Origin of the sequence: Pseudoalteromonas peptidolytica, assembly GCF_012641745.1 — a bacterium.
GTDB lineage: Bacteria > Pseudomonadota > Gammaproteobacteria > Enterobacterales > Alteromonadaceae > Pseudoalteromonas > Pseudoalteromonas peptidolytica.
Genome location: NZ_WEHZ01000035.1, coordinates 37,560 through 48,998 on the forward strand (window position 1 = coordinate 37,560; position 11,439 = coordinate 48,998).

General features: G+C 41.2%; 9 protein-coding genes. 6 read left to right on the plus strand and 3 right to left on the minus strand.

Features of this window, described 5'->3' with window-relative positions:
* The first annotated feature begins 213 nt into the window (after positions 1-213).
* The 3 genes from F9Y84_RS18645 (at position 214) to F9Y84_RS18655 (ending at position 4,978) form a co-directional block, all read left to right on the plus strand.
* Positions 214-2,898, plus strand: a complete 2,685-nt coding sequence (locus F9Y84_RS18645; protein WP_244297285.1) for a CHASE domain-containing protein — start codon at positions 214-216, stop codon at positions 2,896-2,898.
* Positions 2,899-3,017: 119 nt separating this feature from the next.
* Complete coding sequence (locus F9Y84_RS18650; protein WP_147390245.1) at positions 3,018-3,788, plus strand: substrate-binding periplasmic protein; 771 nt, start codon at positions 3,018-3,020, stop codon at positions 3,786-3,788.
* A 215-nt stretch (positions 3,789-4,003) separates the two neighbouring features.
* Positions 4,004-4,978, plus strand: a complete 975-nt coding sequence (locus F9Y84_RS18655) for a tetratricopeptide repeat protein (protein WP_307724508.1) — start codon at positions 4,004-4,006, stop codon at positions 4,976-4,978.
* 326 nt (positions 4,979-5,304) lie between these two features.
* Here F9Y84_RS18655 and grpE read toward each other — a convergent pair whose 3' ends face one another.
* Positions 5,305-5,913, minus strand: coding sequence for a nucleotide exchange factor GrpE (gene grpE, locus F9Y84_RS18660; protein ID WP_125252472.1), 609 nt, complete (start codon positions 5,911-5,913; stop codon positions 5,305-5,307).
* A 65-nt stretch (positions 5,914-5,978) separates the two neighbouring features.
* Positions 5,979-6,914 carry an HrcA family transcriptional regulator gene (locus F9Y84_RS18665; RefSeq protein ID WP_176032324.1) on the minus strand — a complete coding sequence of 312 codons (936 nt, stop codon included), beginning with the start codon at positions 6,912-6,914 and terminating at the stop codon, positions 5,979-5,981.
* A 90-nt stretch (positions 6,915-7,004) separates the two neighbouring features.
* Between F9Y84_RS18665 and nadK the strand changes: the two genes are divergently transcribed.
* The 3 genes from nadK to recN all read left to right on the plus strand — a co-directional run bounded on the left by nadK (position 7,005) and on the right by recN (position 10,323).
* Positions 7,005-7,889 carry an NAD(+) kinase gene (gene nadK / locus F9Y84_RS18670; protein WP_125252470.1) on the plus strand — a complete coding sequence of 295 codons (885 nt, stop codon included), beginning with the start codon at positions 7,005-7,007 and terminating at the stop codon, positions 7,887-7,889.
* Positions 7,890-7,950: 61 nt separating this feature from the next.
* Positions 7,951-8,538, plus strand: coding sequence for a hypothetical protein (locus F9Y84_RS18675; protein ID WP_147391324.1), 588 nt, complete (start codon positions 7,951-7,953; stop codon positions 8,536-8,538).
* A gap of 108 nt (positions 8,539-8,646) precedes the next feature.
* Positions 8,647-10,323 carry a DNA repair protein RecN gene (gene recN, locus F9Y84_RS18680; RefSeq protein WP_125252468.1) on the plus strand — a complete coding sequence of 559 codons (1,677 nt, stop codon included), beginning with the start codon at positions 8,647-8,649 and terminating at the stop codon, positions 10,321-10,323.
* A gap of 81 nt (positions 10,324-10,404) precedes the next feature.
* Here recN and F9Y84_RS18685 read toward each other — a convergent pair whose 3' ends face one another.
* On the minus strand, positions 10,405-11,154 hold the full coding sequence (locus tag F9Y84_RS18685; RefSeq protein WP_147391323.1) for an MBL fold metallo-hydrolase: 750 nt from the start codon (positions 11,152-11,154) through the stop codon (positions 10,405-10,407).
* Between the last annotated feature and the right edge of the window lie 285 nt (positions 11,155-11,439).

The following is an 11,439-nucleotide window of genomic DNA, read 5'->3' on the forward strand; positions in this document are numbered from 1 at the left end:
TTAACTAGCTGAAATATATAATACTAAGCTTGCCAGATGTTTTTACCCAATACTAGATAAGCTTGCGTACTTGTCGCTAACCTCTCACACAGTTGTGAGCAGCAACAGCTTTAAGCACACAAATTATTAGCCGGTATAAACACTATTTTTCCTATCTATTCAATCTGACCTCGACTACCATAAGACGTAGACAAACCGTGCAAGGAAACTAATGTGCCACTGCCGAGTATTTATCAAATTCGACTTCTGCCGCTCATTGCCGCACTGGTTGTACTTATCGTTGGAATGGCTTATGGACTAGTTTTATTTGAGCAAGAAAAACAGCATCATGCGGAGAAGGTTTCATCAGCATTGTCTTCCCGTTTGGCACATATTACCGAGGGAGTCCGAGAGCGGGTTACTTTATATTGGTATGGGGTTCTAGGTCTTCGCTCTGCCATCTACGCAAATCCACAGCAGTTTAATTATCAAGCTATGCAGCAATATATTCAGTCTTTTAACTTTGAGGTTGAATATCCCGGTGCTCGCGGACTTGGGTTTATAAAATATATTCCTACGGCACAGCTCGATACCTTTGTTGCTCGCGCTAAAACTGAGCGTAGTGATAATAACTTTGCGATAAAATACTTAAACCCACACTCCGACAGTAATTTTGTTATTCAATATATTGAACCTGAGATAAATAATAAACAAGCCGTGGGGCTAGATATCGGCTCTGAGGAGAATCGTAGAGCAGCAGCTTTGGAGGCAGCAACGACCAATTCGCCGAGACTTACCGCTCCTATTACGCTTGTGCAAGCTGACAACAAAATTAAGTATGGCTTTTTGATCCTCGCCCCCGTTTACAACACACCTGTAGATATTCACGAGACAACTATTCATCTTGATAACCTCGTTGGTTGGACATACTCTCCACTCCTCGTCGATGAAATTCTGTCTACCTTGTTGTCGTTCAGACAAGATGTATCTGTTCAAATATCTGATGTAACCAACGTAACAGCTATCCCCTTTTACAGCTCTATGCCCAAAGGGGCTGTGGCAGCAAAACATATGTCAACCAAGCAGCTATATCTATTTGGTAGAGTGTGGGAGGTAACTACCTCTCCTACCCCAATGTTTATAAAATCTCTAAACCTAACTTCTCCTAACTTGATACTCCAAGTCTCTTTACTGGTTTCATTTTTACTCGCCGTTATCACCTACATTTTACTGTTGAGCTATCTTCAGCAGCGCCTTGCAGAAAAAGAGAAACTAGCGGTAGAGGCCGAGAAAGCGCTGTCACTTGCAAAGTTGAACTCATCTTTAGAACAAGAAGTAAAAGCCCGCACCAAAGAAATAGTCAAATATAGTCAACTTCATACAAGCATTGTTGAAGGCTCTGGGTACGCCATAATCGCAACCGACAAAAGCGGAAATATAACCCAGTTTAACCCTGCTGCAGAGCGCTTACTTGGCTATAAAAAAGCTGAGCTAATTGGTAAATACTACCCAGATAGCTGCCACCTAAAAAGTGAAGTAATAGCAAAAGCACATGCCCTTACCGATGAACTGAAACAGCCGATCCAGCCTGATTTTGAAGTCTTTATTGCAAAAGCAAAACAAGGTGAGGTAGACACTAGCCGTTGGACATACGTCACCAAACAAAATCAACATGTCCAAATAAAGTTAAACGTTACTGCTTTAAGAGATGAACAAGGTCAAATCGATGGCTTTTTAGGGATCGCAAACGATCTTACAGAGCAGCTTAAACACGAACGGGAGCTATCGCAGGCAAAAGAAGCTGCAGAGCAAGCAGCAAAGGCCAAAGCAATGTTTTTAGCAAATATGAGTCATGAGATACGAACACCAATGAATGGCCTGTATGGCACCCTACAATTATTAAAATCAGAGCCGCTTAGTAACACTGCATCTGATCTTGTGGAAAAAGCCACTTATTCTATTAAGGCACTTAACACAATTATTAACGATATATTAGACTTTTCAAAAATAGAAGCTGGCCGGATCGAGCTAGAGCAACGGGTTTTTGATATTGGTGTGTTGATAGAGCATTTGCACTCTGATTTTTTAGTACTAGCTAAAAATAAGGGGTTAGATTTTAAGGTAGACATGATGCTTGAGCACAAGCATTGGTTGGGAGATGAGGTAAGGACGAGGCAAATATTACTCAATTTACTGTCTAACTCGATTAAATTTACCGAGTCTGGTCACATTAAGATACAAGTAACAACACTAGAAAATGAGACAGGTTTGCTTATCAAAGTGGTAGATACTGGGATAGGCATGAGCGACACAACCATACAAAAGCTATTTTCCCGGTTTGAACAAGCCGATAAATCAACAACCAGAAAGTTTGGAGGAACAGGCTTAGGGCTATCAATTACTCGCTCACTAGTAGAACTCATGGCGGGTAAAATTAGCGTAGAAAGTAAACTTGGCCATGGTAGCGTGTTTACTGTCGAGCTGCCGCTACAAAGATCTACGCAAATAACAACTTCATCCAAGCATGCTGAAGACTCGGCACCAGATCTTAGTGGAGTTGCCATTCTTCTTGCAGAAGATAATCCAATCAATCAAATGGTTGTCCGTTCAATGATCAACAAATCCAATGGTGACATCACCCTTGCAAATAACGGAAAAGAAGCGATTGAGCTGGCTACTAAACACTCCCCCGATCTCATTTTAATGGATATTCAAATGCCAGAGATGGATGGTGTTGATGCCTGTAAATACTTAAAACAACATCACCCTCAAATTCCCATTATCGCTCTAACGGCTAACGCATTTGCAGAGGACAAAGCACTCTATGAGCGAGTTGGTTTTGACGGATATGTCGCCAAACCAATTGACCAAAATGAGCTCATTAATGTGATAGGCACTGTACTCAACTCTCGAAAATAACACCTTAGTATTATATAAAAGTATAGACATCATGAATTAATATAAAATAAATATCCCCTTTTTACTTTGCTGATGACTCATTTTTATATTAAAAAATGGCTTCTCAGGGCCAGTCTATAATGCCATATTCAAGTTATATTCCACTTAGTTTACTACTCATTCTTTGTGCATTTGAAGTTACCGCAACCTGTTTTAAGACGTTACGTGTTGGTTTAAATGAAATTTATTGGCCACCCTATATTGAGCACCAAGACAATACCTTATCTGGTCTTGAGATATCAGCATTAAACACCATTTTTACTCGCCCAGCGTATTGCCTTAAATACATAATTTACCCTTCATCAGCGAGAATGTTTGCAGAGATCAAAGCTGGTAATATCGACTTACTTGTTGCCGCAACTCAAACCCCAGAACGAGTAAAATATGCCCACTTTACTACAGCATATCGTCAAGAGATCATGGCGTTATTCCAACTAAAAGAAAACCCAAGAACCGATATGCATATCGAGTCGCTTCTACTTACAGGCAATACCTTTGCCATCAATAATGGCAGCTACTACGGTGATACCTTTGCAACGTTGACTCAAAACCACAACAACGAGCAGGTTATCCGCCTCCCAAATGCGACACGACGCTTTGACTTACTGCGGATTGGTAGAGTCGATTATGCAATTGAAGATAAGTTGGCTGGTAATCATTTGATCAGATCTTCTAGTTATACGGGTATTGTCTATGCAAATGTTGATGCCTTTAGCACACCAGTGCGTTATATGCTTAGTAAAAAAACCATCACCTCAGATGAGTTAAGTACGATCAATCAACTCATTAATGCGAAGCAAGCTGAGCTACATGCTTTATTTATGTCCGATACGAAAAGCGGCACTTTATAATATCAATTGAACAACCAGAGATATTGAGCGAAGCCATGACGATTGAGAAATCGCTTTCGCTCAATATTTACACCTCATTCTACTACGTAACATCAGCAAATAGCCAAACTCGGCTTGCCACATGTTACTGCAAGCGACTACATTTATTATATTGACTACGGTACTGCGAGGCAGATTTGCGACGCTCGATTGTTTTCATTCTTTGGCTAATTTGTATGATAAAAGCAGCTCTAGCTGATGACTCGACGCAGTTTGCACAAAAACTAGATGAAGCTAAGGACTATTTAACCGTTAATCCAGCTCACTCTCTAGTCATTTTGGATAGCCTAGAAGGCTTGTCAACCGCTCCTGTTGACCTTTATATTCAATGGCATTTACTAAATGCTCGTGCATCAGTTCCAACTAATCAGCAAGACCGCCTTTATGACTCAATCAACGCTGTTTTCGCTCATTCACATACAGTGACATTCAAAGCAAACCTTCCTACTGTGCTGAGTGCTCTGGGCATTTGGTTACGACACCAAGAATACTTGCAGGACGCTGAAATGAGTTTAGAGTGCGCGTATAAGTATGCAAAAAACGATCGCCAAAGATTATCTTTGATGAACAGTATCGCACTACTTGCACGCAACCAAAATCGTTATAAAAAAGCCCGTAACATTTATCACAAAGCACGTCAGCTTGCCATTGAACTGAAACAAACTCCTATCCTTGCAATGTTGGAGAGCAATTTAGGGAGTTTGGCGTTAGATCAGGGAAAAGTACCAGAGGCTGAGCAGTATTTTCGCAGTGCGCTACTCGGCTATCAGGCTATTGATAAACGAGCTGGACAAATATCCGCAGGGATCTATCTTATGTTTGTTTTTCTAATTCAAAAACATATTGTCAATTACGAACGACTACAAGGGCCAACTTCAACACTAACTAATGCTTTTCCAAATGTGGCAAAACAAGCGTGGTTACAATGGCTAGAAGCACGCTATCATCAATTAGAAGGTGAAATTATCAGTCAAGCAACAAGAGATGAACTGCAAGTCGCTTATACACAATTAGAGAGTGATAAGGTAAAAATACTGGTACATCGTTATTTAGCGAAGGAGCTAAGTGTTGACATCATCGCTCCCCAACCGATAACAGAAAAATCTTTTTCGAGTTCATGGTTTGCAAAGGTAAAACGCTGCCAATGGTAGCGGGGCATCAAATAGCATAATCGGCTACATTTAGCGCTAATACCAATTTTCTTAATTAAGTGGTCTATTTTGAGGCGAGAAAATCTTGTCGATAACCAGGCAAAAATTTCGCTATTTAGTTGTTCTAAATAAGAAATTTTTAACGCTGTTAGCGTCAGATTTACTCCTTCAAATTGAGCAAGTATTAAGTCAAATTGGTATCCGCACGTTCTTACCCTCAGTCACTGAACATAAAAAAGGCCACCCATTTTGGTAGCCTCTTATAAGTCGCTCACTTTTACCCTCAAGTATTAAGCCGACTTTGGTATTGCAAGCGGATCCGAGGTTTACTCAGCCGCTTTCGATACCATCACCATAGCAGGACGCAATAAACGGCCATTTAGAGTGTAGCCTTTTTGCATCACGGCTAGCACAGTATTTGGCGAAACGTCGTTACTTGGCTGAATAGACATAGCTTGATGTAATTCGGGGTTGAACGCTTCACCTTGAGGGTTTACAGCCTCAACGCCAAACTTTGCCAACGCATCAGCAAAAGACTTAATCGTCATATCGATACCTTCCAACACAGGCTTAAGCGTGTCATTTTCTTTGTCAGAAAACTCAATCGCACGCTCTAGGTTATCAATGACGGGTAGCAATTCATTTGAGAATTTTTCAAGTGCGAACTTATGCGCTTTTTCAACATCTTGAGCTGCACGACGGCGTACATTTTCTAGCTCTGCTGCGGCGCGAACTACGCTGTCTTTTTGCGAGTCAATGGTCTGCTTAGCCGTTTCTAGCTGCGCATACAAGCCAGCAATTTCTTCTTCTGGGCTCAACTCACTCACATTTTCAGCTTGTTCTGATTGTTGCTCTTGTGCTTCAACCGTTTCTGCTTCCACTTGCGTTTGTTCTTGATCAAGCTCTTGCTCTGTGGCTTTTGTCTGCTCAGACATGTGATTATTCTCCGATTCTTTACAACTGCCGTAATTATGGGGATTGAAATGAGAGTTTCAACCCTTTACTGAGGCAATTTTTTGAATTCAGTTAAGATTGCCTCAATCTTCGAGTCTGCGGGACAAATCGCGCAGAAACGACTTTGATATTGTCCTTTAGAAAAATAGGGCACACTTAGTACAACTACCCGACCTAAATCAAGCATACTCAGCTCCTCCCCCAATAATACCGATACGCCATCTTTAAATGCTAAGCGATCTTCAACCTGCTCTAAAAAACCAACGCCAATGTTAATTTCTTTATCCAGTTCTAGGCGGTTATATAAATAACGCTCGCCCACAACAATTGCGTTGTCAGAGCCCAGTTGCTGACTTAATTGCTTTGTCCACTGTGCCAAAATATGATGACAGCTTGGTGGCGCACTATGTGCCATCGCCCGCATCCGATGCAGTCCTTCAACCAAGTTCTGTTGGCTAAACACGGTATTCATCCACGCCGCAAACTGATAACGCAGCGCGTCGGAGTCATCAACGGGTTTATCAATACAAATATTGTGAGACTGCCCAGCCCTGTCTATTAACAGCACCAACCAATTTTTGCGATCAAAATCGAGTACTTCTACACGAAACATCTGCTTGCTGCTAACTTGTGGTAAACCAACGCAGCAACAGACCTGAAAGTTTTGGCTTAGTAAATGGGCAAACGAAACAATCGCTGACTGGTCAGGTTGCCAATGTACAGCCACGTCAGTCAGTGGGAAAAACTCTTGTAACCAAAATTTTACCCCTTGATCCGTCGGTACGCGTCCAGCTGAAGTATGCGGTGAATATAATAAGCCCTTATTTTCAAGGCGTGCCATCGAATTGCGTACAGTAGCAGAGCAAATAGAAAGCCCATCTTGCTGTGCAATTTTGCTTGATGCAACAGGTTGGCCATCACCATTACAGTAATGACGCATAACCGCGCACAGAATTTGTTCATCTCTAGGATTCAGTTTCATAAATATTTTAATATGGGTGTCAATTGTCAGTTTCAAGCACTACGCTTTTAAGATAATCTTGCTATAAAAATATCAAGGACAAATGACTGAATGACGACCACGTTTAACACTATCGGCTTAATTGGCAAACCCAACCATGAGGGTGCGGGAACGACCTTACAACGACTTTATACTTTTTTGCAAGCATTAGGATATGAAGTACTCGTTGAAGATCGTGTCGCTGATCAGATTAAAACCCTAGATGAAACGTGTGTTGTCGAATTAGTTGAATTAGGAAAACGCTGCGATTTGGCAATTGTTGTAGGTGGCGACGGTAATATGTTAGGTGCAGCAAGGGTACTTGCTCGCTTTGATGTTGCTGTGATAGGGGTGAATAGAGGAAACCTCGGTTTTTTAACTGATCTCAACCCCGAAGGGTTTGAAGCGCAGTTAGAAGCGGTACTAAGTGGTCAATTTATTGAAGAGTCCAGGTTTTTATTAGAAGTTTCCGTATACAGGCATGACCAACTCAAAAGTGCAAATTTAGCAATGAATGAGGCGGTGCTTCATGCTGACAAAGTCGCGCACATGATTGAGTTTGAAGCCTTCATCGACGATGATTTTGTGTTTTCTCAACGTTCCGATGGTCTGATAGTATCCACACCAACGGGGTCGACGGCTTACTCATTATCCGGTGGCGGGCCTATTTTGACACCCGAGCTTAATGCCATGTCATTGGTTCCCATGTTTCCCCATACACTGTCTAGCCGGCCACTTGTTGTTGATGCTGACAAAGAAGTTAAATTAAAGTTGAGCTTGGAAAATACCGATAGCTTACAGGTTAGTTGTGATAGCCATGTAGTACTTGCAGTCTTGCCCGGAGATGAAGTGGTTATAAAAAAAGCAGAGAAAAAGCTTAGACTTATCCATCCTAAGTGTTACTCCTACTACAATGTTCTTAGGCAGAAATTAAATTGGGGCAGTAGGCTTTACTAAGTACATAAAGTTACGCAAAATAACCTTGGTTAATTTTCTAAATTAGGTAAAAAATAATAAAATGGCTTACGTTGTATTTTTCACATTAGCGCTGCTTATCACTATACTCTCCGTGTATTTAGTGATTGAAAACAATAGAAGAAAAGCCCGTGAAGCTGAAAAAAAGGCCTTTAATGACCGTCTTAAAGTAATAAGCAACCACTTTAAACAGAAAGTAACAGAGTTTGTAGAAGCAAAGATCTTGCGGCCCAAATATGCCCCGCAGATCAATGCAATTGTCGGTAATTTTTTTGTTGTGCAACCGCACTCTGAGGAAAATCTCGCTCAACTCGAAAAAGTCAGTGAACTATTCATTTACTCAGTCACGAACGAGTTAAATAAGTGCAGACAAAACGGCAATATAGATTTACTCGCCGAACAGCTACAATATTTTGTTGCAGAGTTGCCAAACGCAGGGATCGCATATAATCGCGATTTTTATCGTGAGATTTTACCTGCACTCATTGCACGTATTCAAACACCAGACACCCCCACTACTTTGCAAGATGATGAAGCCGAAAACATCCAGAACCCAGCAGTGGAAGCGCCAGAACCACCGACGCAACAAAAACAATCAGCTCCGGCTATGAAAAAGCGCGCACTCAGCTGAATACACTTAATAGTGTCGCTTAATATCTGAAAGAAATTTTATGATATAAGTTGCTAAACACCCAAATACTGTATAAATTAACAGTGATCATTTGTTAAGGTGTACAGTATGCTTTTGGCTCTGAATATTCAAAATTTTGCTATTGTTAGTGCGCTAAATATCGACTGGCATTGCGGTATGACCGCAATAACTGGTGAAACAGGCGCTGGTAAATCTATCGCTATTGATGCGCTTTCTCTTTGTCTTGGCGAGCGAGCTGATCCTGCAGCAATCCGTCCGGGCAGTGAAAAAGCCGATATATCAGCTCAGTTTGATGTGTCTCAGCTCCCAGCAGCTAAGCGTTTTCTTACCGAACATATGCTAGAAAATGAAGAAAATGAATGTATTCTTCGTAGAGTGATCAGTAAAAATGGGCGCAGTAAAAGCTATATCAACGGCTCACCTGTCACGGTTGGTCAACAAAAAGAGCTTGGGCAGCACCTAATTGCTATTCATGGGCAGCATGCTCATCAGTTGTTATTGAAGCCTGAATATCAGTTACAGTTACTAGATGCTTATGCTAATCACACCACGCTCTTGCAAGCAGTTAAGGGACAATATAGTCACTATCACAAGCTACAAAAAGAATATGTCGATCTTCAAAAGTCACAACAGGCACAAGCAGCAAAAAAACAACTTCTTGAATATCAAGTCGCTGAGCTTGATGAGTTTGCTTTACAAGAAGGTGAATATGAAGATATTGAGAGTGAACATTCACGCCTAAGTCATAGCCAAACAATTTTAGAACAGTGCCATCGCGAATTATCTCGTCTATATGAAAATGACGAGCAGACTGTGTTATCGCAACTACAGCAAAGCGCTCAAGTATTTTCTGAACTTACCAGCTTTGATAAAACCCTTGAAAACATTGCGCAAGTGCTTGATGAAGCAGCAGTTCAAGTAGAAGAAGCCAGTAGAGAGATCCGCAGTTATTCCGACTCAGTCGAGCAAGATCCGATGCGACTACAGGAGCTAGAAGATAGACTTTCACAAGCCTTAGATTTGGCAAGAAAACATCAAGTTCAGCCTGAGTTGCTCTATCAACATCACCAAGCACTGCAACATGAACTTGAGTCTATTACCTCTGACTCCGCAAGACTCGATGCGCTAGAAGAAGAAATAGCTGAAGCGATTAACGCCTACAACCAAGCTGCTCATGGATTAAGCCAAAGTCGCCAGCAGGCCAGTGCATCTCTTAACGAGCGTATCTCTGCGAGTATGGAAGAACTTGCAATGGGCGATGGCCAGTTTGAGATCCAGTTAACACCTAACCTAGGTGGAAAGCCGAGTCCACTTGGATATGATCACATTGAGTTTTATGTCTCTACAAACCCTGGACAGCCTTTACAGCCTATGGGGAAAGTCGCCTCAGGTGGAGAGCTATCGCGGATCAGCCTAGCCATACAAGTTATTATCGCAACACGCGTCACCACCCCTACTTTGATTTTCGATGAGGTGGACGTCGGTATCTCTGGGCCGACAGCGGCAACAGTAGGTAAATTACTGCGCCAACTTGGCCAGTCTACACAAGTAATCTGCGTTACGCACTTACCACAAGTAGCGTGCAGTGGTCACAACCAATTTTTTGTCGCAAAGCGAGTTGAAAATGGTGAAACCTTTACCAAAATGACGCCGATGGCACATAACGAACGTATCGATGAGATCGCCAGATTAATCGGTGGCGATAGAATAAGTGATACAACAAGAGCGAGTGCAAAGGAACTATTACAAGTACAAAGTGCGTGAATGCCACTTTTGACTTGAACGATTTATCATAAAGATAACTGGAGAATAAGTGCAGCGGTAACTTTGCATTGTGTGGCATGACTAACGATATACGTAGTTATGCCACTCTGTATGTAAAAACTGAGTTGTGCATTTAGCTATGGCCTTTTCTAGGCTAAGTGGTGATTCACTTTGAGCCAATGCCTTTAGATAACTTTGTCTTTGAGATATTTCGGTTAAAACTTGCTCCGCTCCAGAAATTGGATTTCCATGGGAGAGTAGTAACGTTAGCTCAGCGTAGCTTTTTAATTTTTCAAGAGAATCAAAATGTGCTTGTGCGCCACTAATATGAACAGCTGGCAAAAGTGCTTCAGATTTATTTGACGTCATAATGTCATCAGCTACGTGGATGTATTTATCATTGATGATGGTATACAAACCACACTCCACATGCCCAGAAATAAACTCAAATTTAAAATCGAACTCACCGAAATGCAAAACCGAGTTTTCATTAAGCTCGTTGAGCCCCTCAAAATAATGATGCTTAGTTTTATCTATATATTTATTTAGTGTATTTTTATAATGGTGATTTCCATATAGTTCTGGCATTGCAAGCGCTGGCAGACCAGAGATATGATCCGGGTGGAAATGAGAGAATAATACCTGCGTAATATTAATACCCTGGCTGTTTAGATCTTCATGAACAGCTTTTCCATGTGCTTCAAATCCGGTATCAAGGAGCATAGCCGTGTTGTCTTCAATAAAAGCATAAATATTATAGCCAACATGATCCCCTTCAAATGGTGGAAATTGATAGAGGTACAAGTTTTTAGTTATTCTGAATTTTTGCATTTGTTATTTTTCATTCCTTTCTATTCTTTTTTGTACGGAGTATAGTGTGAGCATTATAAAAAAACCATACTATAATACCAAATTAGCCTTAATACTTGCGCAGTTTTAAGGGAATAAGCCTGACGCTAGCTGTGTTGGAAACTTCTTATTTTAATAACTCCCGAATTCAGATAATAAGTGCACCACTCATGGTTAATCGGTGAGGAGAGATCAACTGCCTGTTGGTGGTACTCTGTAATCGCCAAAAAACAAGAGTAGTTACCATGAGTTACAAGCAGTTGATCG